The organism is Bacillus pumilus, from assembly GCF_003431975.1.
Classification (GTDB): Bacteria; Bacillota; Bacilli; order Bacillales; family Bacillaceae; genus Bacillus; species Bacillus pumilus_N.
Map to the genome: position 1 here is coordinate 1934969 of NZ_CP027116.1, position 26459 is coordinate 1961427.

A 26459-nucleotide genomic window follows, 5' to 3' on the forward strand; every position below is an offset into this window, starting at 1 on the left:
GATACCTTGCAAGTCGGATACCCAATTTCCATTTTATCCAAAGCACTTCATCTTGTAAATAAAAGAACGTATGTCCATTAGGACATACGTTAGCTGTAGTATGGAGAAATCATCATATAGACAATGACACCAGTGAGACTGACATAGAGCCAAAGCGGCATTGTCCAGCGGGCAATTTTACGGTGACGCTCGACTTGCATCTGTGCGCCTCTAAATAACGTAATCAGAGCAAGCGGTACAATGACAGCTGATAAGACAATATGTGTGATTAAAATAAAGAAGTAAATCGGACGGATGATCCCTTCTCCACCGAAATGAGTATCGGCTGCCATTGAATGATACGTCACATACGAAATTAAAAAGACAAGTGTCGTTGAAAATGCAGCAAAGATAAATCGTCTATGCGCTTTAATGTTCTTTTGTTTAATCATAATGAGTGCTGAAAGTAAAAAGATAAACGTAAAGCTGTTCATAACGGCATTGAGTAACGGCAGAAATGTAATATCCAGATGGCTAAATTTATCTGATTTTGGCATTAAAAATAGTAATGCGATTAATCCGTTTATGGCGATTGTTAATATGATCACAATGCCGGTGAAATTTTTCGGTTTTTGATTCTGTTCGTTCATGTTTGAAAACCTCTCTTTATTAGTTCCGACTAAGAGTATGTTATTTAACTTTCTCTATAAAGTCAATGAATTCGCTGTCTTCGTCGAATTTTAGACAAACTTAAGGGTTTCAGGCGTTCTAATGGCTTGAAAGATCCATCCACTTCCTTTAAAATTGGAATTTATGTGATTTTTATCATTTCTGATATGAAAGGAGTAATGGGCTTGTCAATCTTACAGGAAACAGACAAAGATGTGAAGACGTTAGAGCAAGAATTGCAGCAATTGCAGTTCCAAATGTATCGAATGCAAGAAAATATGAAAGATATTTCGAAAAAAGCAAAGATCATTGGCATCGATCAAGCGAAAGAAGATGAGTGGATGATCGTCTCCGCCATTGAAAGTGCAGATACATGTAAAATTATGTTGAGTGATTGTGAAAAAGCTTTTCGTGGACAATCTGATTTTTCCTTAATTGCGGAATATCCTGAAGAAGGAAAGATTCACATTGCCGATATTAAAGGACCGCCAGATAATGGGTACGGCTCCATCTGTATGAAGCACTTAAAAGAAATTGCAAGAGAGCAGAACATTCCTGTGATTACTGGGGACCTCGTCAAAAGGGACTGGAATCATGTGGATCGCTTGATTCATTTTTATGAAAAGCATCAATTTGATGTCCAAATCAATTGGAAAGAACAAATTGGAGAAATTTATTGGGTAGACAGCTAACGACAAAAACGGGCGTGTATCATAAGATATACGCTTATTTTTGTCGAAAATGCAAATTTTTCAGAAAAATATGTGTATTTTTGACCAAAAAAAGGGTACAATAAAAGCATCAGGCCGCCACCTGATGCTTTCTTCCAAAAAACAATTGTTTACTAGTTAAGAACTTTTACTTTGACTGATTTTACACCCCAATTTTTTGCTTGGGATTTGCTTGGTACATGTACATCAATTTTGTTACCTTTAATTGCGCCGCCAGTATCTGCTGCGATGGCTTCACCGTAGCCTTCAACATAAACCTTACTACCTAATGGAATGACGTTAGGATCTACTGCAATAACTTTTGCTTGTGGGTTTTTGTTTAAGTTTACCCCTGTTGCAGTGATACCTGAGATGCCACCATCATTTGCTGTATAAGCCGTAGCCGTAACAGTCATTTCTTTTTGTACACTTTGACTAGCAGAAGAAGATTCTGCTTTAGCTGTTTCCTTTTTAGGAGCAGCTTTTTTCGTTGTTTGCTCTTTATGGACAGGTTCCTGTTTTTGAACAGGTTCTGAGCTTACCGGAGCTGAAGCTTGACCAGCAACACTTAGTGTTGAACCAATCATAATTATATCTGAGTTTAAGTTATTCCAAGACTTAATATCGCTAATTGACACATTGAATTTTTGAGCGATTTTCCAGAGGCTGTCCCCCTTCTGGACTTTATACTGCTCCTGAGTTTTCTCTTTTGAAGAGATTGTCAATTTATCACCTACATAGATCATATCAGTAGATAAATTGTTCCAACCCTTTAGGTCCTTTAGAGACACATCATTTTTTTGAGAGATTCCCCAAAGTGTATCACCCTTCTTCACAGTGATTTCCTTCGCAGAAGCTTGCTGTGCTCCAAATGCTGTTGTTGAGATTGCTGCAACAGCAACCAAGGACATAATAGTCTTCTTCATAAAGTAAATCCTCCCTTGTTAGCTTTTTATGGCGGCTAACGAGTGCTATCGTAACATATGTAAATGTCATTTCAATAACAAAACGATATGTTTTAGATTACAGTTCCTTTACATGAAACATCTCTCTCCATTGGTAAATCAAACCACAAAACGGCTTGATTCCCCGCCATATCAAGGTTCTTAAAGGGTCAAGAACTTCCTGATGAAAACGCGTCCAAGTGCAGCAAAAAAAAATTATTTTTTTCTTCAAACACTTTATTTTTTCTCTTTTTCTATAAATAAACGAATCTCTTCTAAAAAAACATCTCCATATTTTTCTCTTTTTTGAGCGCCAATCCCCTTAATTTGGAGTAATTCTTCTTCTGTTTTAGGCTCTACAGCTGACATTTCCTTCAACGTTTGATCAGAAAATACAACAAACGGCGGGACGCCTTGCTCTCTGGCTAGCTTCATTCTTAGCGATCTGAGCTGCTCAAATAATGCATCATTTTCTAGAATGGCTTCTGCTTTGATCGCCTGCTTTTTATATACAGTCTCTTGTCCAACTAACACTTTCTTCCCTTTATGGGTCACCTTAAGTGTTGGGTAAGCTCCTTCGGACATGTGCAAATACTCTTCTGTAATTAAAAATTCGATGAAGTCACTGATTTGCTGGGCCGATTGTTGTTTCATTAAAGCATATGTAGGAAGACGGTCGAAACCTAGCTCTAGCACTTTTTTGTTTTTAGAGCCTGCCAGTACTTGGGCGATCATCATTTTACCGAATCGCTCATTCATTCTCACAGTGCAAGATAACACCATCTGTGCTTCTCTTGTGACCTCCTCACGCTCTCTCTCATCAAGGCAGTTGCTGCATTTACCGCAAGGCGAACTAGCTGTTTGATCAAAATAGTCCATGACAAATTGCTGCAGACATTGCTCAGTGTGACAGTAGTCCACCATTTGCCTTAATTTAAGCAGTTCATGCTGATAGCGCACCTCATCTTCTGTTGACTGCTCAATGAGAAAACGCTGCACTCTTACGCCTTGAGGTGAAAACAGTAAAATGCATTCACTTTCAAGCCCATCTCTCCCTGCGCGGCCAGCTTCTTGATAGTAGCTTTCAATATCTCTTGGAATTTGATGATGGATCACAAAGCGGACATTCGATTTATTGATTCCCATGCCAAATGCCGATGTAGCGACCATAACCTGGATGTCATCATTTAAAAATAGGTTTTGCTGCTCTTCTCTCGTATGGTCATCCAATCCGCCATGATAAACGCCAGATTTAATCTTTTGCTTTTTTAGACGATTGTAAATATGATCTGCTTCTTTTCGTGTAGCTGTATAAATAATGCCAGATTCCAGTTTGTTTTTCTTCATATATTGTGTAATAAAACGGTCACTATTTTCCCCTTTGATCACTTGAAAAGACAAATTTTCTCTAGCAAACCCAGTAAAAATGGTTTCTTCTCCGCTCATGCCAAGCTGGTCACATATATCTTGGTGAACCTTTTTTGTGGCAGTAGCTGTTAATGCGACAATCACCGGCCTTTTTGACAGCTTGTTCAAGCATTCTTGAATATAGCGGTAACTTGGTCTAAAATCATGCCCCCACTCAGATATACAGTGCGCTTCATCAATCGCAATTAAAGGAATCATTAATCGATCAAGCAACTGAAAAAAACGGTCATTTTGCAAGCGTTCAGGTGTAATATATAGCAGCTCATATTCCCCATTTTCGCATTTTTTCAGCCTTTCATTCATTTCAGCTGCGGAAAGTGTGCTATTTAAAAAGGAGGAACGTATTCCCATTTCATTTAACGCATCGACCTGATCCTTCATTAAAGAAATCAGCGGAGATACCACGATCGTTGTTCCTTCCATCATCAGGGCAGGAATCTGATAACAAACTGACTTCCCTCCACCTGTCGGCATAATGCAGACGGTATCCTTTTGTTTGTTTACAATCGCTTCAATGGCTTGTCTCTGTCCCTGTCTAAAAGCATCAAAGCCATAGTATTGTTTCAGGAGTGCTTCTGCTTGTTCTAACATCCAATTCCCTCTCTGTCATTTGTTTTGTCTATTTTAACATACATTCTTGTCTCTAAAGACGATCTGTTCAATTTCGCATTTTCACAAAATAAAAAGCCATTTTCCGAAATGGAAAATGGCTTGAATCATCCTAGGAAAAGCTGCGGATGCCGTAATCTAAGTAAGAAAGTTTTAAACCACCACTCCTCAAAGTGGGTGTTTGCAGAAACGTTCCTGTCTTCCTCTCAAAGGAGGCGTGACATTCCGGCTTCAATATAAAACTCCCTATTACAGCTTAAAGGTTAAAACTTAATTAACATTACGCGCATCGCAGCCTTTAAACTATATTACACGAAAGTTTATTAAAATTCAAGAGATCTTTTTTATATAAAAGACTCGTGTTAAGCAAGAGATTTATCCTTGCACACACAAGAAAAAATTATTCTAAAAAAATGTAACTTCCACTTATTATCCTATTTTTCTTCGTCTATGTCAACATCCTGCTCTTCCTCTAATCGTTCATACGTATCTGAATGCATCTGATCCATTGTTTGTCTATTTGTTAAATCACGCATTTGATCAGAGAAATTACGGTCAAACTCGTTTGGGTCTTGAGTTGTTTCTTCCTTTTTCTTCTCATCGATTGAATAACGTGTATATGGTACTGCTTTTAAACGTTCATATGGAATGTCTTTCCCTGTTTTCTCACATATTCCATATGTTCCGTCCTCCATTCGTTTCAATGCTGCATCGATTTCATTTTCAAGCTGATCATCCACTTGATCCAGCGTTTGTTCGGTCATGCGGTCTAAATAGATACTCCCATGATCAGCGATATGATTTCCTACACCATTTGAAATCTCGCTGGATTCACTTAGCATAGATTCTTCTTTCTTTTTTGATCCTTTCACATCTTCTTTTAATTGAATTAATCTGTCATGTAAATCAGCTTTTTGTTCTTTCGTTAAGCCCACGGTCAATCACTCCTTTCTCATTACCTTCCCGCTGCAAGGGAAATGAAAACATCAAAAAAAGCTGCCGCCTCTTTGGCAGCAACTTAGCTTTTACATGGTACGAAGTGCTTCTTCTACTGGTTTATCGCCTTTAATCAAGTCAAAGGACTTATTTTTCACATTGGACTCTGTTAAGCTTTCCACTAGTACAGCGGCTACATCCTCTCTTGAAATCTCAATGTTTTGATCATCTGGAATATGCTCCGCAGCTTCAATTTTTCCTGTCTTTTCCTCATGCAGTAAGGCACCTGGACGGACAATGGTATAGGAAAGTCCAGATTGTTTTAAATGTGCATCAGCTTTTCTTTTCGCTTCGTAATAGATTTCCATACTTCCTTGCCCTTTTCCCTGATTCGGATCATCAGCATTATAGGAACTCAGCATAACAAAATGCTGAATGTTTTCTTTTTTCGCTGTATCGATAAGGCGTTTTGCACCTTCTTGATCGACCGCAATCGTCTTATCTGCACCTGTTTTTGAGCCGGAACCAGCTGCAAAGATGACAGCATCCGCTTGTTTCACAGCATCTGTCACATCCTTTTCGAGGTCACCGATGACAGGCTCTGCACCAAGCTCTTTTAGCGTATCTGCTTGTTTTTCATCTCGAATGAGAGCAAGCGGCTCATGTCCTTTTTCTTTCAAATAACGAATCACGTGTCTACCTGTATGTCCATTTGCTCCAGCAACTAATACTTTCATTGTTCATTCTCCTTTCTGTATCTGTTTCATCTTTATCCCTTTTTGCCATCATTCAAACACTTCCATAAAAAAAGCCCTTCCCATCAAATATGAGAAAGGGCTCAGCCAATGTGCGATCTATTAAAATAAGAACGATGATTGAGAAAAGTGCATATGATCTATGTAATCGCAAGGTTGATCAGCAAAGATGTTTTGTCAAAATGGCTTGCACATCACTCAAATCCGTCTCTTTCGAAAAATCGAGTTCAAATACTTTTGAGGTTGTGACAAGCAGCATACCTGTGTCCTGATCAAACACGCCAGCTTCTTGTATGGCAAAACTTTCAATTGATCGATACGGCAAGGAGACCCTGACTTTCTTCTTAGAAAATACGCGGTTATCGCCAAAGATCAGTCGTTTATTCGTGAAACAAATTTGGTCGTGACGCAGTCTGTAAACAGCCTCAATTCTTTCCCCTTCAATCAGTAAGGATTCGAATTTCTTATCATTTTGTTTACTGACAGAAAAAATACCCACGTAAACCCCCTCTTCCTGCATCAAATTCCTTTATGAAAAAACGCCCACACGCTCTGTGGGTACGTTTTATTCTCACTTATAGAATACGCTATAAATGGTCGTTATTCCATTACGAATAGATTAAATTTCATTTAACTTTTTCTTTTTGATCCGATGCTCTTTCCTCTACTTATTTAGACTGTTAAAGAAGGAAAAAAGTTTCAGTTCTTTTTGAGAAAAATGGCTACATCATACCAATAAAAAAACAGTGATTTTTTCAAATCACTGTCAGCGTGTAGACAAACCCTCGCATTCTTTGTCAGTCCTGCGCGCTGGTACTCACGAATTTTACATTCGCTCCGCGCCAGTGCTCGTCCTTCCTAGACTGCAAAGGTTTTCTATCACGCTGAAAAAAAGAAGACAAAGGACTAAAATGAACATCATTTTAGCCCTTTGTCAATAATCTGACAGTGATTTTTTCAAATCACTGTTTTAAATGACTATTCGTCTTTTGGTGTATCAATCGTTCCCTCAGCATATACATCGGAAATCTGCTCAAGCGTAATCGCCATTTCAGCATCTTCATTGTCATGCCAAGCATTTTGATTTTTCTGCTCGTCTGTTTGCTGCTTTTTCATCATCATCACCCTTTACTGTTTTTCTTAGTATGAGTGATGGTCCTCAAAATCATTCAGCAGAAATATCTTCGAAGTACTCCTTATAATACCCGCCTACTTTACCTGTATTATCAACGACAAACAGGAATTCTTCTGTTTCGTTTTTTACTTCATATGTGCTACCCACCGTTAGTGCCCGGTCGACCATATATTTTTTTGCATTCGTATGTACACATTTTACTTGTTTTAATGTTTGAGCCGTTTGCCAGTTTTGATGGATCATGATTTAAAAACTCCTTTTTTCATCTATACATTTATTGTAGCCAATTTTTCATGAAATGCAATGAGTGTTATGGATTGCTTTCATACATGTCGTGTAATATGATAATTGTATACGTTTACATATTTGTGCGTATACTAGTTTATTTTGCTTCATGTCCGCTTTTTCCACCTAGAACTCGCAGAACAACCCATATCTTTAAGGAGGTTTGTTTATTTATGAGCTCTACAACACTTCAAATTAGTTCAAAACTCGAATCTTTTCTCCAAGGGACGAAAAAACTCTACATTAATGGTCAGTTTGTCACAAGTCACGATAATAAAACCTTTTCAACTCCTAACCCAGCCACAGGTGAAACTCTTATTGATGTATATGAAGCAGGTGCAAAAGACATTGACGAGGCCGTAAAAGCAGCCAAAAAAGCCTTTCATGGCCCTTGGCGCTCAATGTCTGCCGCCGAACGTGCCCGGTTCATGTTCAAGCTTGCCGATTTAATGGAAGAAAACCAAGAAGAGCTGGCGCAGCTTGAAACATTAGATAACGGAAAGCCAATTAATGAAACAACAAATGCTGATGTTCCTCTCGCCATTGAGCATATGCGCTATTATGCAGGCTGGACGACCAAAATAAGCGGACAAACCATTCCTGTCAGTCAAGGATATTTTAATTATACCCGCCACGAGCCTGTTGGCGTTGTTGGTCAAATCATTCCTTGGAACTTCCCGCTTCTCATGGCCATGTGGAAAATGGGTGCTGCACTTGCAACAGGCTGCACCATCGTTTTAAAGCCAGCAGAACAAACACCTCTCTCTGCACTTTATTTAGCTGAATTAGTCGATAAAGCTGGTTTCCCAGAAGGTGTGATTAACATCGTTCCTGGATTTGGTGAAACAGCCGGTGACGCATTGACCGATCATCCTGATGTGAATAAGCTTGCCTTCACGGGATCAACAAGTGTCGGGAAACTCATCATGGAGAAAGCAGCCAAATCCATTAAAAGGGTCACACTAGAACTTGGCGGAAAATCACCAAATATTATATTGCCGGATGCCGATTTAAAGAAAGCCATCCCAGGAGCTTTAAATGGGGTCATGTTTAACCAAGGCCAGGTGTGCTGTGCAGGTTCTAGGGTCTTTGTTCACCGGAGCCAATATGACGAGGTTGTCGATCAAATGGCCAAATATGCGACATCCCTCAAACAAGGAGCCGGTCTTCATCAAGATACGCAAATCGGACCACTTGTAAGTAAAGAACAGCACGAACGCGTGTTAGGCTATATTGAAAAAGGTAAATCAGAAGGAGCAACAGCCGTTGTTGGTGGCGATTGCCCTTATGAAGCTGGTTATTTTGTCTCCCCTACTGTCTTTAAAGATGTAGAAGATGACATGACCATCGCAAAAGAAGAAATTTTCGGCCCTGTGTTATCTGCGATTCCTTATGATTCCATTGATGAAGTGGTCGAAAGGGCCAACCAATCTGATTATGGTTTAGCCGCAGGACTTTGGACAGAAAATGTAAAGCATGCTCATGACATTGCTGCACGTCTTGAAGCAGGAACTATTTGGGTCAACTGCTATAATGTCTTTGATGCCGCCTCCCCGTTTGGAGGATATAAGCAATCAGGTCTTGGTAGAGAAATGGGATCATATGCCCTTAACAACTATACAGAAGTCAAAAGTGTGTGGATTAATCTCCAAGACTAATGGCGACAAGAAAGCCAGCCGATGACATTGTCATCGGCTTTTTTGCGATTGCATGTGACAGGCAGGCTCCTGAATATAGTAATAAAGGAAAGGAGCATGGCCGTGTATGCAAGATTTTAAAAAGAAAGTAAATGAATTTATTGATGAATTGCACATGCAAATGCAACGCAGACAACGAGAAGATGGCGCTTTTGTTTTTTGCTTTGAAGGCCCCATGATGACAAATGCTTTTTTGATTATGCTGTTAAAAGCTGTCGGCGATTCGGACCAGGCACTCGTTCATCAATTAGCAGAAGCTATATGCGAAAAGCAAAATGAGGATGGTTCCTTTTCTTTGTATCATGATCAATCTGGGCATCTAACAGCGACTGTGCAAGGTTATTGTGGAATGCTTGTTTCAGGCAGGTTTCAACAAGATGAGCCGCATATGGAAAAAGCAGCACGATTTATTCGATCAAAAGGTGGATTAAAGGACGTTCATTTTATGACAAAGTGGATGCTCGCCGTCAACGGTATGCACCCTTGGCCCTATTTCTATGCACCACTTTCATTTTTACTCATCCCTACATACTTTCCGCTACACTTCTATCATCTTAGTGCCTATGCAAGAATTCATTTTGTGCCAATGATGATTGCACTTAACAAACGCTATACCTCTCATGAAAAGTTTCCAAGCTTAGCACATCTTGATGCAAACATGTCTAAAAATCCATTTGACTGGTTTATGGCAAGAGAAGAACGATCCACTCACCACTTTTTAACTTATATGCGATCGTATACAGCACTGGACAGCCGGCTGGACTTTTTCGGGTATGAAGCAGCGAAACGATATATGTTTGACCGCCTTGAAAAAGATGGCACGCTGTACAGCTATTTAAGTGCAAGTATTTTTATGGTCTATGCACTCATGAGTCTTGGATATGCACCAGGACATCATCTCATTTTAAAAGCAGTTAAAGGCATGAAAAAACTAGTCACTGACTGTGGAGGCAGGAAGTATGCTGAGAATTCGACATCTACCGTTTGGGATACAGCGCTTGTCAGTTATGCTTCTCAGCGAGCAGGTAGAAAACAAGAAGATCCGGTTATAGAAAAATCTTTTACGTACTTACTAAATCGGCAGCAAATGAAGAAAGCAGATTGGGCGATTCATAACCGTCATGCGGCTCCGGGAGGCTTTGGTTTTTCGCATATTAACACAAATAATCCTGACTGTGATGATACGCAAATTGTGTTAAAAGCCATTCCTCAATCATACGCACCCGTTCAGTGGATACGAGGGTTTGATTGGCTTCTTTCCATGCAAAACCGTGATGGCGGCTTCTCTGCTTTCGAAAAAAATCAAGATCACTTTTTGCTTCGTCATCTCCCGCTCGAATCTGCTGAGGATGCAGCCATTGATCCATCTACTCCCGATATTACAGGCCGTGTGCTTCATCTCATCGGTCTTGAAGACAGCAACATGTCACCACTCATGCAAAAACAAAAAGATCAATGTATCAAATGGCTCCTCGATCATCAAGAAAAAGACGGATCTTGGTTTGGCAGATGGGGCGTTTGCTATATTTATGGTACTTGGGCTGCGTTAACAGGACTAAAGGCTGCTGGCATCCCCTCATCGCATCCCGCTGTTCAAAAAGCGTGCCGATTTTTAAAAACCATTCAATTAAGTGATGGCAGCTTCGGAGAATCGTGTCAGAGTGCAGAGGTGAAAACGTACGTTCCGCTTCCTTTTGGGACAGTCGTACAAACGGCTTGGGCTACAGAGGCACTTTTGCAATATGTGAAGTCGGATGACAAATCGATTGTAAAAGCCATCTCATTTTTGATTCATCATCAGCACTCAAGTGAAGCCTTGCACTACCCAGTAGGCATTGGTCTTCCAAAGCAATTTTACATTACCTATCATAGCTACCCATTTGTTTTTCCAATGATGGCTTGTTCGACATTTTTAGAAGAGGTGAGGCGTCAAAATGACTAAGGAAGAATACCGAATGCAGCTTAAAGAATGGCTTAGCTCCATTCAAGGTGCAGCTCGAGATGACAAAATCCGCGAGAAATCAGAACTTTTACGGTTAAAAATGAATGATGAGCGTTCCAATGAACAAGAGTGGTACGAATTAGCTGAAAGTATCGCAGAGGACATGACACCACAACAAGAAATGCGAGATGTAGCAGCTGGAGAACATCAATTACCCCCTCTCCCGTACCGGTATGATGCACTAGAACCGTTTATTTCAAAAGAGATAATGTATTTGCATCACCAGAAGCATCATCAAACATATGTTGATGGTCTGAACCAAGCTGAGCTTGCATTAAAGAAAGCGCGAAGAACGAATGATTTTAAGATGATCAAGCATTGGGAACGCGAGCTTGCCTTCCATGGTGCGGGGCACTACCTCCATTGCATTTTTTGGTTTTCTATGAATCCTTCTGGAAAACGAAAGCCTACTGGTCAAATGCTTCGTCTCATTGAACAGTCATTTGACAGCTATGATGCATTCAAATCTCAATTTACTGCTGCTGCTAAACAAGTAGAAGGTGTTGGCTGGGCTATTCTCGTATGGGCGCCCAGATCGCAACGTTTAGAAATTTTGCAAGCAGAACGCCACCAGTTTTTATCTCAATGGGATGTCATTCCTCTTCTAACTCTAGACGTATGGGAACACGCCTACTATCTTCAATATTTGAATGAAAAAGCACAATATGTAGACCGTTGGTGGAATGTCGTTGACTGGAAAGAGCCAGAAGCACGGCTAAAGCAAGCACAGCAAGTGAAATGGACCCCTTTTTAAGACGATACTCCATATAGGCAAATGCTTATATGGAGATTGTTCATTCCATTTAGTTTACATAATTTTATTATGACCATCTTTAAAAAATGGGTTGTTTTTTCAGAAAATTCGTTTAAAATAAAAAAGATATGTACGGAAAGAGAGTTGAAGCAATAAATGAAGATTCTTTTAACTATTAGTCACTTTGCAGGAAGGACCTTTGCGATTTGGGTCATTGTCTTTGCCCTTCTTGGGTTTGCCTTTCCTGCCGAATTCTCTAAAATTGGACCTTATATTCCTTTTTTACTCGGTATCATTATGTTTGGAATGGGGCTTACCTTGTCCGCTGAAGATTTTAAAGAGCTGTTTCGAAAACCTCTTCATGTTCTGATCGGAGTGTTGACGCAGTACACACTGATGCCGCTTCTTGCCTTTTTATTAGCTTACGGACTGCGGCTTCCATCTGAAATCGCAGTTGGTGTTGTTCTCGTAGGCTGCTGCCCAGGCGGTACAGCATCGAACGTCATGACCTTTTTGGCGAAAGGAAATACAGCTTTATCTGTAGCTGTAACTACTATATCAACCTTGCTTGCACCGTTTTTAACCCCTATTTTCATTTTAATTTTTGCAAGGTCTTGGTTACCTGTATCACCGGAGGCTCTGTTTTTATCCATCGTACAAGTTGTCTTAATCCCTATTATTTTAGGTGTTCTTGTGAAATTATTTTTTAAAAAGCAAGTATCATATGCGGTTCAAGCCCTGCCGCTCGTATCTGTTGCCGGGATTGTGGTGATCATTGCTGCAGTTGTCAGTGCAAACAAAGAGCAAATTCTTCAATCTGGGTTACTAATATTGGCCGTTGTTATATTACATAATGGACTTGGTCTATTATTTGGTTACCTGATTGCAAAGTGGTGCAAGATGGATATCCCTTCTCGTAGAGCGATCTCGATCGAAGTTGGCATGCAAAATTCTGGACTTGGTGCAGCGTTAGCAACAGCACACTTCTCGCCGCTTGCAGCCGTTCCTAGTGCCATTTTCAGTGTCTGGCATAATTTATCTGGTTCATGGCTTGCAACCTATTGGTCAAAACGGGGAAATTCGGAACATGAAAAGAAAAAGCTAGCACCTTAACGGTGCTAGCTTCAGCTTGTAGACAAAGTCTACAAGCTTTTTTGTATAATAAGGGTAATAACACAAGTCTGTGGGGGATGAACATGTTATCCAAACGTGAAGAAGAAAGACGAAACCAATTAGAAGTAGTGGCTTTAGATGAATTAGTGCCTCAAGATCATCTTGTACGGAAAATAGATCAAGCAATCGATTTTGACTTCATTTATGATCTTGTCAAAGATCATTATAGTTCCGACAATGGTAGACCAAGTGTTGATCCTGTTGTTCTCATTAAGATGGTCTTAATCCAATATCTATTTGGTATTCGCTCTATGCGTCAAACCATTAAAGAAATTGAAACTAACGTGGCTTATCGTTGGTTTATTGGATATGGGTTTTCGGAGAAAATCCCGCACTTTTCTACCTTCGGTAAAAACTACGTGAGACGCTTCCACGATACAGATTTATTTGAACAAATTTTTTATCGAATCTTAAGAGAAGCGATGAAAAAAGGGTTCGTTGACCCTTCAATTGCCTTCATTGATTCCACTCATGTCAAGGCGAATGCCAATAAGAAGAAACTTGAAAAGAAAGTCGTTCGAGTAGAGACGAGAAGTTATCAAAATCAGCTCCATGAGGAGATCAATATTGATCGTGAAGAACATGGAAAAAAGCCCTTACCCCTACAGAATAAAGAAGAAACAAAAGAAGTTAAAGTTAGCACGACTGACCCAGAAAGTGGCTACTATGTAAAGGATGAACGTGAAAAGTCATTTGCTTATTCATTTCATACAGCTTGTGATTCAAAAGGATTTATTTTAGGCTCGTTGGTCACAGGCGGAAATGTTCATGATAGTCGTATGTTGGATTCACTCGTATCAGAGGTATCAGAGAAAGTCGGAAAACCAAATGTAGTCGCAGTAGATGCGGGATATAAAACACCTTATCTCGCTAAGTTTTTAATGGATCAAGAGATAAGACCTGTCATGCCTTACACTCGTCCAAGAACAAAAGCTGGTTATTTGAAAAAGAGTGAATACGTATATGATGCATATTTTGATTGTTACATTTGCCCCAACGGGCAAATTCTCTCTTATCGTACAACGACTAGAGAAGGCTATAAGCAATATGCGTCTGATTCAGAGATATGTAAGTCCTGCTCATATTTAGATAAATGTACACAAAGTCAAAATCACACCAAACAAATTCATCGGCATATTTGGCAGGACTATCTAGATGAAGCAGACCATCTGAGACTGACACAAATGAATAAAGACATTTATGCAAAACGGAAAGAAACAATAGAACGCGTTTTTGCGGATGCAAAAGAAAAGCATGGTATGCGTTGGACGAAACTTCGTGGACTCAAAAAAGTTTCAATGCAGGCGATGCTTACTTTCGCTGCCATGAATCTCAAAAAGCTAGCAAACTGGACATGGAAAGGACCATGTCCAGCGTAAAACACATGATGTTTTTATCAAAAAAATGTGAAAACCCCACTTTTACTTGAAGTAAAGGTGGGGTTTGTCTACGGTCTGAAGCTAGCACCTTAACGGTGCTAGCTTTTATATTGAAGATTATCCTTCAAGCAATAGCTGCTCTGGGTCTTCAAGCAAGTTTTTAATCGTAACAAGGAATCCAACGGCTTCTTTACCATCAACAATCCGGTGATCGTAAGAAAGAGCTAGGTACATCATCGGACGGTTTTCAAAACGTTCTTCATCAATTGCCACAGGACGAAGCTGAATTTTATGCATACCTAAAATTCCAACTTGAGGGCTGTTTAAAATTGGTGTTGAAAGCAATGAACCGAATGTTCCACCGTTTGTGATCGTGAATGATCCACCTTGCAACTCGTTCAGAGACAATTTGTTATCTCTTGCTTTTTTCGCAAGATGACCAATTTCCTTTTCAATTCCTGCAAACGACAATCTGTCTGCATCACGGACAACCGGTACGACAAGTCCTTCGTTTGCAGCAACAGCAATACCGATGTCATAGAATTTCTTCAAGACAAGCTCATCACCTTGGATTTCTGCGTTAAGAAGCGGATATTTCTTCAGTGCTGCTACAACAGCTTTTGTGAAGAAAGACATGAAGCCAAGCTTCACATCATTTTGTTCAAGGAATGCATCTTTACGACGCTTTCTTAAATCCATCACAGCCGTCATATCGACTTCGTTAAACGTCGTCAGCATCGCAGCCGTTTGCTGAACTTCAACTAAACGTTTTGCAATCGTTTGTCTGCGGCGTGACATTCTCTCGCGTTCAACTGGCTTTCCTGGTTGATCATTTTGCACCGCAGCATTTGCTTTTGGCGCGGCTTTCGGTGCACTTGCAGGTGCTTCATTCTTTTGATAAGAAGCGACATCCTGCTTTCGTACCCTGCCCAGCGGATCTACGGTTGGAATCTCAGATAAGTCTAGTCCCTTCTCTCTCGCTAGTTTTCTAGCTGCAGGAGAAGCGATGGTTCTGCCATTACCAGATTTCGGCTCTTCTTTCACTGCTTCCTCTTGTTGTGCAGCTGCCGGTTCTTCTTTCGAAACTGGTGCAGAATCTTGTTCAGATGCTGGAGCTGCGGACTCGCTTCCGCCAGCTTCACCTGCTGCAATCGTTCCGATGACTTCTCCAACCTGTACAGTGTCACCAGAATCCTTCAGTACTTCTTTCAGTACACCAGATTCTTCGGCTGTCAGTTCGACATTGACTTTATCTGTTTCAAGTTCTAACAGGTATTCTCCCTGCTCTACATAATCGCCCGGCTGCTTCAGCCATTGAGCAATTGTTCCTTCCGAGATGGATTCCGCTAATTCAGGTACTTTAATTTCCGCCATTTTTCATTTCCCCCTTAGTTTTTGCGAGTCAAGCTATCAGATACAATTCGTTCTTGTTCTTTTTTATGCACAGTTGGATCACCCTCAGCTGTACTTGAACGTCTTCTTCGACCGATGTAACGTACTTTTACTTTTTCAGGCGCAATTTCGCGTAAATATGGCTCAATGTATCCCCAAGCCCCCATATTTTGTGGCTCTTCTTGCACCCATACGATTTCTTCTAAGTTTGTTAGCTTCGATAAAATCGCTTTAATATCTTTTGCTGGGAATGGATATAGTTGTTCCACTCTTGCAATGTGAAGCCAATCTTTTGGCTCTTCCATTTGGGTAAAACGATCACTAATATCGATTGATACCTTCCCGCTGGATAGAACGAGGCGCGATACTTTTTCGTGATCATGCACAAGACCCGGCTGTTCAAGAACTGGACGGAACTGTCCATCCGTTAATTCTTGGACTTCAGACAATGTGTTCGGGTTACGAAGCAGACTCTTCGGTGTCATAATGACAAGCGGACGAATCTCTTCACGAAGCAGCATTTTCGCCTGTCTTCTAAGAATATGGAAGTATTGCGCAGCACTAGTCAAGTTCGCCACTGTCCAGTTATTCTCAGCAGCTGATTGCAGGAAACGCTCCGTTCTACCACTTGAATGTTCAGGACCTTGTCCTTCATATCCATGCGGCAATAGCATCACTAGACCTGATTTTTGTCCCCATTTTGCGCGGCCAGCTGAAATAAATTGATCGAAATACACTTGAGCCGCATTTGCGAAGTCTCCAAATTGAGCCTCCCAAATGACTAACGTTTCAGGAGAATAGACATTATAACCATATTCAAATCCGATCACTGAGCCTTCCGACAGTGGACTGTTATGAACTGTAAATGATGCATTTGCATCACTCAGCTCATGAAGAGCAATAAATTCATCTCCTGTTTGACTGTCGTGAAGAACAAGGTTTCTTTGAGCAAAAGTACCGCGCTCTGAATCCTGTCCGGTCATTCGAATTGGCGTACCGTCTTTTAATATAGATGCAAATGCAAGTGCTTCCCCAAGTGACCATTCTACTTTACGGTCATCTGTAAACACTTTTGCACGTTTTTCAAGGATCCGTTTAAGCTTACCAAATACTTGGAAATCGCCCGGCCAGCTGATCAATTCTTCATTCAGCTTTCGTAATACATCAAATTCAACTGATGTATCCACTGCAGGGAACCCATTTGATACCGGCTCTGGCAGCTCAATTTCTTGAATCGTATGCTCTTTCTTTGAAGGCACCTTTTGATAGGCTTCTTCTATTTTCGTCGCCACAGCCTGCTCAATTTCTTCACGCTGCTCTTTCGTTAGAAGACCTTCTGTGACAAGTTTATCTGCAAAGATATTCTTAACTGTTTTGTGCTTTCTGACTGCATCATATAGCATTGGCTGAGTCGTAGAAGGCTCATCCATTTCGTTATGACCGAATCTGCGGTAACCGATCAAGTCAATTAAGAAATCCTTCTTAAAGCGTTTGCGGTATTCTACAGCTAGCTGAACGGCCGCTAAACATGCTTCAGGATCATCTGCATTGACGTGAACAATTGGAATCTCAAATCCTTTTGCAAGGTCACTTGCATATTTTGTTGAACGAGATTCATTGCTTTCCGTTGTAAATCCAATCATATTGTTTGCAATGATATGGATGGTTCCGCCCACTTGATACCCTACAAGCTGACTTAAATTTAATGTTTCTGCCACAATTCCTTCTCCAGGGAATGCCGCATCACCATGAATTAAGATGGCTAATGCCTTTTCAACGTCTAAGGCTGGATAACCTTTTTGAGTACGTGTTTCCTGAGCGGCACGTGTGCTTCCTTCAATGATTGGATCAATGAATTCCAAGTGACTTGGGTTATTGGCAAGCGTGACTCTCGCACTCTTTGTATCTTCGTCTTTAATTTGGCGATCTGCTCCAAGATGGTACTTTACATCACCTGTCCATCCGTAGCTGATGCCAATAGAGCCTTCTGATGGAACAAGCTCTTTATTTGGCGCATGCTGGAATTCTGAGAAAATGATTTCATATGGTTTTCCTAACACATGTGCTAATACATTTAAACGACCTCTGTGTGCCATTCCAATGTTAATATTTGAAGTCCCTTGTGTAACAGACTCTGAAATAATTTCATCAAGTACTGGAACAAGTGCGTCTAATCCCTCTATTGAGAAACGCTTTTGCCCAACAAATGTTTTATGAAGAAACTGTTCGAACTGCTCAACTTCTGTTAATCTCTTGAATACAGAAACTAGTTTATCCGCTGGTTTTTTCTTAAATAGTTCACCAGACTCGATTGATTTTGAGAGCCAGTTTCGTTCTTCGAAATCATGTACGTGATCAAACTCAAATGAAATGGTACGCTTATACGTATTTCTCAAATGGTTAATGGCTTCTATGCCGTTTGAAATGTGTTTTGGTGCGTCAGGACTAATAATAGATATTGGAATATTCTTGACGTCTTCTTCTGTTAAACCGTATTCCTTTAAAGGAAACAGTTCTTGTAATTCCTTTTCTTTACGAAGAGGATTGACGGAAGCATTTAAATGGCCATACGTTCTGATGTCTTCTGCCAGTTTAACGACTGATGCTATCTTTTGGATTTGTTCAGAAGTAACTACGCTATTTTCTTTTTTCCCAATTTCCTCCTTCGTTTCACTCGGTGGTGCACCAAGTTCATCAAATATGCCTCTTAGATCTTCATCAACACTAGTAGGATCTTGGACATACTGATCGTAGAGCTCGAGCACATAGCCGAGGTTCGGACCATGAAATTCTTCCCAACTCAACGGTTGTTTCACATCATTTTGAAACATTTTGAACACTACCCCCAACTTTGATCATCAAGTGATTGAACACTATCTCGATATAACTTCCAGAACACAATGACCAAATTTATGTAATAAAACGCTTCCAATCATATTCTACCACTGTTTCGGATTACTTTCTACATTCTTTGTTCAATTAAAGATAAAAAATTCACAGAAAAACAAAAAATTTAAATCATTCCGAAAAATATTTTGAAGAAAGGGGCAAAACCTTATGCCCCAATGCTTTTGTGCAGCAATTTCTTCAGTAACGGATATAAGACATCCGGTAATGTATCGACATCTGGTACAAAAATGCTGAACTTTCCATACATATCTTGAATGGTTTTCATCTGTGCTTCTTCTATTGTTGAATTGGATAAAAACACATTAATCACCTCGATGCCCTTTTTCCTTGCTTCAAGAACTGCTTCATGTGTATCAACGATCCCATTTTGTTCGTAGCTGAAGGCAGCTGGCTCTCCGTCGGAAAAGACAATGAGAAACTTTTGCTCTTCTCGTCGTTTTAAAATCATTTTTGTCATTTGGCGAATCGCATAGCCATCCCGGTTATCCTCTTCTGGCTCAAGAGACATAATGGATGGACCTGCATCAAATAAAGAATCTTTGAACGATACGACTGTGTTGAAATAATTCGGCTGACTCGTTTCGGTTGCGTCGTTTGTATCTTCCCAAAACCCTACAATTTGATGTGGAACTTGAACAGACTTTAAGGCTTCATGGAATAGAACAATTCCTTTTTTCGTCTCGTCCATCTTGTCAAACATGCTGGCAGAACAGTCCACTAATAAGGTGAACACAGCATCAATTTGAGATGAAGGTGCCTGTTTTTTATAGAAAAGACGCGGGTTAGATTCTGTAAAATAGCGAATCAGCTTTTTACTCAGGCGTCCTGCATGCAAATCCGTTTTCGGCCATGATTTTTTGTGCTCAAGCGTTTTTTGAATCATTTGCTTTAATCGTTTCTGATAAGGTTCAATCTCTTTTGCATGCTGCTTGTATACATCGATTTGTTCTGGCTCGGGTGGATCGGGTGAAATCATGACTGGAAACGCATATTTGTTCTCTTTTCCATTCTCATGAGCATCTGCTCCGCTTTCTTCACCTTCAGCCTCTTCCAGCGCCTCAAGCTTTGAATAATCTTTTCGGTGTGTTTGCTTTGCAGAGCCTTGGACAGTGCCGAGTGCTTGATCCCCGTCATCTCCTTCTCTTGCTGCATCCTTCCCGAGATCACTTTTACCGCCGTGCTCTAAATCAAATTGAAGGAAGCTTTTAGACGGCGCTTCTGTTTCTCGATGCCACACTTCCATATACTCTTGGTGGATGTCTTCATCACCCTCTTTTTCCCGGTCGACTTTGATGTCCTCACTTAATTTCGGTTTTCTTTTTAAGTCATGGAACAGCGGTTCAGTTGCTGCTTTTTCATAGTCCAATTCGGGGAAGAAAAAGTACGTATTCAGCATATCCTTGTCAAGAAGCTCAACAAAGCCTTCCATTAGTTCTTTGACAATGACCGCGATATTTGCTGTTGAATCTGCGTCATATACTCGTTCAAGACTTGATTCAATAAACGGAATCATTGGGTTGATCCGTTCGTGAAGAGGCGGAATCTCTTCCAGCGGTGAATCAGCTGTCAGCTTCACATACATTGCACAATAGAGGGCATCCGTTAAAATGCTCCGCTCTTGGTTAATCGTTAACTGCGTTTTAAAGTGACGACGGTACAGCTCTCTTCTTCGTTTAAATACCTTTTTTGTTCCAGGACGTTCGCGTTTGATTCGCTCTTCAATGCGGATATCTTCAAAGAGCATAAACAATTGTTTACACAAATCAGGGATGGATATTGTGTGGGCATAACGAATGATTTCCTGAAAAACAGTCAGATCACTATAGACGGTTCCTACTGCACGAAGGAACACATCACTTTTCAGTCCAGCGATCATGTCTTCTTCTTTTCGATCATCCCAAAAGTGACTAATGAACATTTTCTTTTCAAAAGGATCATAGTAGGACTGCACGCCGTATTCAAGCTCGACATCATCACTTTTCGCTAATGTTTTGGCTAAATCTGTTAATTCCATAAATAGAAATGAATCGATTCTGCTGTCATTAAATTTGATGAATTTCAAAGGTCAGAACCTCACTCGAATAATGTTTGGGCAATATTTCTTACCGCTGCTTTTTCCCGGTCATCTTCTAGCTTTTCAACAATCCCTCGTTCAACTGCACGAAGCGGCGGGATAAATTGCGCAAGATCACATGTATCTAGAAGTGCACGTATCGATGCTGCTTCTTCACTTACCTGCCCGTTGTGCGCTTGTGTAATGAGGTCTGATGAGAGCTGCACGAATTGATCGATTAACCGCTCGTCCTTTAATACAGACTGGGATTGCAGCACCTCTTTGAGAATACTACCACCGATATACGGAACGTCAATGACAACAAAACGGTTTTTTAGTGCTTCATTTAGAGGTACGGTTCCAACATATCCTTCATTGATTGCCGCAATCACACCAAAGCCTTCATCTGCTCGAACGACCTCACCTGTAAATGGGTTTGTCATCATTTTTCTGTAGTCAAGTACGCCATTTAAGATAGGTAGTGTTTCCGGCTTTGCCATGTTGATTTCATCAATATATAAAAGATGCCCCTTTTTCATTGCTTTCGTTACAGGTCCTTCAATGAATTCAATAGAAGCCACTTGACCATCGTTATGGATGGTTTTATAGCCAATCAAGCTTTCTGCGTCAAGATCAACCGAGCAGTTCACACTGTGCATCGGTTGCTGAAAGAAAGCAGATAAAGTTTCTGCTAGTTTGGTTTTACCTGAGCCGGTCGGCCCTTTTAAAAGAACGTTTTTGCCGAGTGCTAGTGCAATCATGGCATCTTGAATGATAGATGTATCCTGTGATTCATAACCGCCTGTTCCAATAAGCGGACGAAATTCTTCTTCTAGCCCTTTTGCTTTTGCTTCAATCATTGCTTGAATTTCTTCTGGGAGTGATTGTTCGTTAAACATGTATGATTAATTCCTCTCTTCGATCATTTTCCTCACCAAGTATACTAAAAAAACCTTTATGTACTCAATACATAAAGGTTAGACATCTGTTATTTTACCATTTCTTTTGTGATCGCTCCGCAAGCGATGCGTTTCCCTGAGTTTCCAGAAGGATTGCTTAAATAATCATCTGCTTCTGCATGAATGATAAAGCTCCGCCCATTTTGATCCATTAATTGGTTTGAGCCTCCCTTTAACGTCACATCTGGTACATTTACAACAACATCAATTTGACCATCTGCACCTACCTCTAAATTAGGCATGTCTCCAGCATGATGCCCCTTTGGGTTATCAAACCCATGCTCCCTGTGCGTTGGGTTAAAGTGAGCCCCTGCCGTTTCAAAATCTGGCGTTTCACATTTTCCTGTTTCATGAATATGGAAGCCATGTGGACCTGGCGGGAGGTCTTTCGCTTTCACATGTAATTCCAGTCCATTTTCTGAGGAGTCTTTTACTTCAATGCTGCCTATTTTTTGCCCGCTTTCGTTCATGAGCGACGTCGTAATCGGTGCTTGCTTAGGTGCTGCAACCTCGCTGGTTTCTTCTGTTGTTTCTTTTTTCGGTGGTGCATGACATGCTGTTGTGACTAAGACCAGACAGATCATGATCATCCACACTAACTTTTTCATATGATTGCCCCCTTTTGATCTCAGTATGGACAATCTGATCACTAGGCAAACAAAAAAAGCCGAAAATCGGCTTTTTTTAGAAGAAACGTTTCGCCCCTAAGTAGGCTTTTTTCCAATATGAGTTGCTTAAATTTGAGATCCCCACTCCGCTATCACTTGCATGAAGGAAATCTCCTCCACCAAGGTATAGTCCCATATGAGAAGGACCCGCTTTGTACGTTGTAAAATAAACAAAGTCTCCAACTTGAGGTGTGCTCACAGGTTTCATCATATTCCAGTAGCCTGCTGTGCTTAATCTGGATACAGACGAAACCTTATTAATGAGATAGTAAACAAAGCCGCTGCAGTCAAATCCAGCTGGAGTATTGCCGCCCCATCTGTAAGGAATGCCTGTCAGCTTTTTCCCTTCTTGGATCATCGTCGTGATCTTTGCATTCATCGGCACATCATTTTTGTTATTGTTGACTGGAGTTGTTGAACCGTTAGATGTAGAACCATTCGATCCAGTTGATCCAGAAGCCGCTCCATTAATTTTTAGAACTTGTCCAATTCTAAGCACATCGCTTTTTAAGCTGTTGGCTGTGCGGATAGATTGAACCTGTACTTTAAATTGATTCGCAATTTTCCATAAGGAATCGCCTGATTTTACAGTATAAGATGTCGCTTTCCCGCTTGAAGGTGGGTTGCTTGGTTTAGCAGGTGCTTTCGGCTGACTTGGCTTTGATACAGCCGTCCCTTTTACTTTCAATACTTGATTCGGGTAAATCATATCAGATTTTAACCCGTTCAATGTTTTGATTTCACCAATTGACATATTGAGCGAATTCGCAATTTTCCAGAGAGAATCCCCTAATTTGACCTTGTATGTACTTGATGATGAACTATTAGAGTTCGTTGGCTTATTGTTTGAGCTGGAATTTGAAGAGGAGTTTGATGATTGGCTTCCGCTCGTCTTCGTGCTTCCAGATACTTTTAGCTTTTGTCCAGGACGAATTAAGTCACTGTTTAAGCTGTTTAGACTTTTCAAGCTTGCGACGGACATTTTATGATTTTTTGCAATAAGCCATAAAGAATCTCCAAGCTTTACAGTGTAGCTTGATGTCGTTGTAGCATTTGATTTCGTTGCTTTTGATCCTGTTGACGAACTGGATTTATTGCTTTTCGCGCCAGGAATTTTCAGACTTTGTCCTGCAAAAATCATTGTCGTTTTTAGTTGATTGAGAGATTGAAGCTCCGAAATACTTGTATTGTACTGTTCGGCAATCTTCCAAAGTGAGTCACCGCTTTTCACCTTGATCGTCTGTGCTTCTGCCGGTGCAGCAAACACAGCTGAGCCAGCGATCGCTGAAACTGTGAGGCCGGTTACTACTTTTTTCTTCATAGATAAATCTCCGCCTTTCATGATTTCATTCAATAAGACTTATGTACTAGTTTTGAGTTTAGCATTTAGTGGTTCTGCTTCTCTTGCACTATTTTATCTTTATTTCTATTATATTACTCGACATGTAGACATTGGGCAATAACAAATAGGCTAAAGCAGCCAACTCAAAATGCTAAAAAATAAAGCCATATCGTTTCTATCGGCTGTTTGCTGTATTTATAAACATTTTTTAAGGAATTTTTAAGTTGACGTTTAGAAATTTGTCAAAACAAGCACGAAGCTAGTTTCATAGTTCTATTCTACATGACAAATTTTTCTGTATCAAATGACTTTTTACTTAATTACCTGTTTTTTCTCCTCAAATGAAAAAAAGCACCCTTCAACATGAAGAATGCAGCGATTTATGTTTATTTTCTTATTTCAGGGTCTTTTACAGTGAGCGGATAAAGGACTCCTTCTTTTGCAAACGACATTTTTCCCGTTTCCTCTGATACAACGAGAACAAGTGCGTCGGTCATACCAGAGAGTCCGATTGCTGCCCTGTGTCTTGTCCCAAGAGATGGACTGACTTTTTTTGAAGTGAGTGGAAGCACATTTGCAGCAGATACGAGCGTGTTTTCTTTGACTAAAAGAGCACCATCATGAAGTGGATTTCCTGGATAGAAAATGCTTTCGATTAATGAAGCACTAATTTTCGCATGAAGGTTTGTCCCTTTTTGAATAAAATCCTCGACCTCATCCCGCCTTTGAATCACAATCAGTGCGCCGTGCTTTTGTTTAGATAAATGCTCAATGGCTAACGAAAATTGAGCAAATCCTGGCGTGAATTCTTCCATATACGCTTGCAAATAAAACGAGGAAGCCTCTGCATGCATTTCATTAAACTGATCATGTAATGACTCGAGATCACAAAGTAGACATTGCTCGGTCTCATCAAGTGAATCAATAATGTCACTTGTATCCTTCATGATGTTCATCAAATGAGTTCTCATGTCTCCTTTAAATCGCGCTTCCTCGTTTGTACGATTGAACATTTGACCTTTTCCCTCCTTCTTTCACTTACTTTCATAAAATCATAAATTGTGCACATTCTATTTGTATGGAGGTGAACTGAATATGACCATTCAAAAAATAATTCAATATGCTTGCAGCATTTTAGGTGTTGTCAGTCTTTCTTTTATTTATGCCCAAATGTTTAAAAAAACGAAGCCATCTAAGAAAAATAATCCGACGGAGAATTGATTTTTTTACATAGCGTGATATAATTCCTCTCGTTATTTCTGTTCAGAGAGGAACTTATGATGAGAGAAACGAATAGTATTCGAGCAAAGCTGACACAATTTTTAACCATTTTGATTCCCATTTTAATCACTCAAGCAGGTCTTTCGCTTATTACATTTTTAGACACGGTGATGTCTGGAAAAGTGAGTGCAGAAGACCTCGCGGGTGTTGCGATCGGTTCTAGTATTTGGACACCCGTTTATACGGGACTTGCCGGTATATTGATGGCCGTGACGCCGATTGTGGCTCAGCTGATGGGCGCTAGGCATAAAGAAGATGTTCCACGCGCTGTCTTTCAAGCGATCTATTTATCCTTTCTTTTAAGTATCGGTGTGATTGCGATTGGTACAATCAGCATTCCTTTCATATTAGGAGGACTTGGGCTTGAGCAATCGGTAGAGGATATTGCGCGGCATTTTTTAAGTTTTCTTGCTTTTGGAATCATTCCGCTGTTTGGTTATTCGGTGCTTAGATCATTTATTGATGCATTAGGAAAAACACGTGTGACGATGTTCATCACGTTAACAGCGCTTCCGATGAACTTTGTTTTAAACTATGTATTCATTTTTGGTCATTTCGGCTTCCCAAAGCTTGGCGGAGCGGGGGCTGGCCTCGCATCTGCTATCACATATTGGGCCATTTTCATCATGAGTATTTGTATTGTTATGAAAGCAGAACCTTTTGCCTCATTTCGTTTGTTTCAAAAACTGCCTCGAATCAATATTTCTCGAATGAGGCAAATACTCAAAATCGGCCTTCCTATCGGGTTTGCGATCTTTTTTGAAACGAGTATCTTTGCAGCAGTCACGCTATTAATGGGTCACTTTGATACCGTGACAATCGCAAGTCACCAGGCTGCGATGAACTTTGCTTCTATCTTATATATCTTACCGCTTAGTATTTCAATGGCTTTAACGATTGTCGTTGGGTTTGAAGCCGGTGCCATGCGTTATAAAGATGCACAAAGCTACAGCTATATTGGAATTGGAACGGCCGTATTATTTTCATTATGTACAGCCGCACTCATCTTGTTATTGAGACCTGAGATTGCTGGTTTATACACAGCTGAATCATCTGTTTTACAAATGACACAGGACTTTTTGATTTATGCGATCTTTTTCCAGTTGTCAGACGCAATTGCTGCACCTATCCAAGGGGCTCTACGGGGCTATAAAGATGTAAACTATACTCTCATTGCAGCATTTGTTTCATACTGGGTGATCGGTCTTCCTTCCGGGTATCTGATTGGCACCTACACCTCATTTGGAGCATTTGGCTATTGGATCGGCCTCATTGCAGGGCTTGCCGCTGGCGCCGTCGTCCTCTTTATTCGTCTCAGGTTGATTGAAAAAAGATTGCTTCAACATGCAGTCCATCAATAAATACGACACAAAAAAAGCAGCTGATCAATGTCAGCTGC

General features: G+C 40.4%; 22 protein-coding genes and 1 other RNA gene. 7 read left to right on the top strand and 16 right to left on the bottom strand.

Translation table 11 applies throughout. The features are described from left to right. Positions 1-89: 89 nt before the first annotated feature. The gene (locus tag C5695_RS09735; protein ID WP_003215636.1) at positions 90-629 is read right to left on the bottom strand and encodes a DUF420 domain-containing protein; all 540 of its coding nucleotides are present in this window, start codon (positions 627-629) and stop codon (positions 90-92) included. A 198-nt stretch (positions 630-827) separates the two neighbouring features. Here C5695_RS09735 and C5695_RS09740 point away from each other — a divergent pair, with 198 nt between their 5' ends. Beyond that, positions 828-1340, top strand: a complete 513-nt coding sequence (locus C5695_RS09740; RefSeq protein ID WP_233230853.1) for a GNAT family N-acetyltransferase — start codon at positions 828-830, stop codon at positions 1338-1340. A 152-nt stretch (positions 1341-1492) separates the two neighbouring features. On the opposite strand, the gene C5695_RS09745 is transcribed toward C5695_RS09740, so the two are convergent. From C5695_RS09745 to C5695_RS09780, 8 genes are all read right to left on the bottom strand, one after another. Next, the gene (locus C5695_RS09745; protein ID WP_117730560.1) at positions 1493-2284 is read right to left on the bottom strand and encodes a LysM peptidoglycan-binding and 3D domain-containing protein; all 792 of its coding nucleotides are present in this window, start codon (positions 2282-2284) and stop codon (positions 1493-1495) included. 255 nt (positions 2285-2539) lie between these two features. Continuing rightward, positions 2540-4321 (bottom strand): DNA helicase RecQ, encoded by a 1782-nt coding sequence (recQ, locus tag C5695_RS09750; protein WP_117730561.1) that lies wholly within the window; start codon positions 4319-4321, stop codon positions 2540-2542. 133 nt (positions 4322-4454) lie between these two features. After that, positions 4455-4640, bottom strand: a non-coding RNA gene (gene ssrS / locus C5695_RS09755) — 6S RNA. A gap of 133 nt (positions 4641-4773) precedes the next feature. Further along, positions 4774-5274 carry a TraR/DksA family transcriptional regulator gene (locus C5695_RS09760; protein ID WP_117730562.1) on the bottom strand — a complete coding sequence of 167 codons (501 nt, stop codon included), beginning with the start codon at positions 5272-5274 and terminating at the stop codon, positions 4774-4776. A gap of 90 nt (positions 5275-5364) precedes the next feature. Beyond that, positions 5365-6012, bottom strand: a complete 648-nt coding sequence (locus C5695_RS09765) for an SDR family oxidoreductase (RefSeq protein WP_117730563.1) — start codon at positions 6010-6012, stop codon at positions 5365-5367. A 178-nt stretch (positions 6013-6190) separates the two neighbouring features. Continuing rightward, positions 6191-6529: a PH domain-containing protein gene (locus C5695_RS09770; protein WP_106039171.1), complete on the bottom strand. Its 339-nt coding sequence runs from the start codon at positions 6527-6529 to the stop codon at positions 6191-6193. 479 nt (positions 6530-7008) lie between these two features. Then, a complete protein-coding gene (locus C5695_RS09775; protein ID WP_233230820.1) occupies positions 7009-7146 on the bottom strand; it encodes a DUF4025 domain-containing protein in 138 nt (45 codons plus the stop codon). Between the two features lie 49 nt (positions 7147-7195). Continuing rightward, positions 7196-7408 carry a DUF6501 family protein gene (locus C5695_RS09780; RefSeq protein ID WP_024422683.1) on the bottom strand — a complete coding sequence of 71 codons (213 nt, stop codon included), beginning with the start codon at positions 7406-7408 and terminating at the stop codon, positions 7196-7198. Between the two features lie 215 nt (positions 7409-7623). On the opposite strand from C5695_RS09780, the gene C5695_RS09785 reads away from it, so the two are divergent. The 5 genes from C5695_RS09785 (at position 7624) to C5695_RS09805 (ending at position 14455) form a co-directional block, all read left to right on the top strand. Further along, positions 7624-9108 carry an aldehyde dehydrogenase family protein gene (locus C5695_RS09785; protein ID WP_117730565.1) on the top strand — a complete coding sequence of 495 codons (1485 nt, stop codon included), beginning with the start codon at positions 7624-7626 and terminating at the stop codon, positions 9106-9108. Between the two features lie 106 nt (positions 9109-9214). Further along, a complete protein-coding gene (locus C5695_RS09790) occupies positions 9215-11089 on the top strand; it encodes a terpene cyclase/mutase family protein (protein WP_117730566.1) in 1875 nt (624 codons plus the stop codon). Further along, positions 11082-11903 carry a superoxide dismutase gene (locus C5695_RS09795; protein ID WP_117730567.1) on the top strand — a complete coding sequence of 274 codons (822 nt, stop codon included), beginning with the start codon at positions 11082-11084 and terminating at the stop codon, positions 11901-11903. The genes C5695_RS09790 and C5695_RS09795 overlap by 8 nt, the downstream gene beginning before the upstream one ends. A gap of 156 nt (positions 11904-12059) precedes the next feature. Next, positions 12060-13016 (top strand): bile acid:sodium symporter family protein, encoded by a 957-nt coding sequence (locus C5695_RS09800; RefSeq protein WP_117730568.1) that lies wholly within the window; start codon positions 12060-12062, stop codon positions 13014-13016. An 83-nt stretch (positions 13017-13099) separates the two neighbouring features. Then, positions 13100-14455, top strand: coding sequence for an IS1182 family transposase (locus tag C5695_RS09805; protein ID WP_117728482.1), 1356 nt, complete (start codon positions 13100-13102; stop codon positions 14453-14455). Positions 14456-14572: 117 nt separating this feature from the next. Here C5695_RS09805 and odhB read toward each other — a convergent pair whose 3' ends face one another. The 7 genes from odhB to cdaS all read right to left on the bottom strand — a co-directional run bounded on the left by odhB (position 14573) and on the right by cdaS (position 24792). After that, positions 14573-15829, bottom strand: a complete 1257-nt coding sequence (gene odhB, locus C5695_RS09810; RefSeq protein WP_117730569.1) for a 2-oxoglutarate dehydrogenase complex dihydrolipoyllysine-residue succinyltransferase — start codon at positions 15827-15829, stop codon at positions 14573-14575. Positions 15830-15843: 14 nt separating this feature from the next. Then, the gene (sucA, locus tag C5695_RS09815) at positions 15844-18678 is read right to left on the bottom strand and encodes a 2-oxoglutarate dehydrogenase E1 component (protein ID WP_117730570.1); all 2835 of its coding nucleotides are present in this window, start codon (positions 18676-18678) and stop codon (positions 15844-15846) included. Between the two features lie 224 nt (positions 18679-18902). Further along, positions 18903-20819, bottom strand: coding sequence for a vWA domain-containing protein (locus tag C5695_RS09820; RefSeq protein WP_117730571.1), 1917 nt, complete (start codon positions 20817-20819; stop codon positions 18903-18905). Between the two features lie 11 nt (positions 20820-20830). Next, positions 20831-21709: an AAA family ATPase gene (locus tag C5695_RS09825; protein ID WP_117730572.1), complete on the bottom strand. Its 879-nt coding sequence runs from the start codon at positions 21707-21709 to the stop codon at positions 20831-20833. Positions 21710-21798: 89 nt separating this feature from the next. Beyond that, positions 21799-22377 (bottom strand): superoxide dismutase family protein, encoded by a 579-nt coding sequence (locus C5695_RS09830; protein ID WP_117730573.1) that lies wholly within the window; start codon positions 22375-22377, stop codon positions 21799-21801. A gap of 76 nt (positions 22378-22453) precedes the next feature. Continuing rightward, complete coding sequence (locus C5695_RS09835; RefSeq protein ID WP_133299611.1) at positions 22454-23758, bottom strand: C40 family peptidase; 1305 nt, start codon at positions 23756-23758, stop codon at positions 22454-22456. A gap of 407 nt (positions 23759-24165) precedes the next feature. After that, complete coding sequence (gene cdaS, locus C5695_RS09840) at positions 24166-24792, bottom strand: sporulation-specific diadenylate cyclase CdaS (protein WP_117730575.1); 627 nt, start codon at positions 24790-24792, stop codon at positions 24166-24168. Between the two features lie 267 nt (positions 24793-25059). Between cdaS and C5695_RS09845 the strand changes: the two genes are divergently transcribed. Then, complete coding sequence (locus C5695_RS09845) at positions 25060-26421, top strand: MATE family efflux transporter (RefSeq protein ID WP_117730576.1); 1362 nt, start codon at positions 25060-25062, stop codon at positions 26419-26421. Positions 26422-26459: the final 38 nt, after the last annotated feature.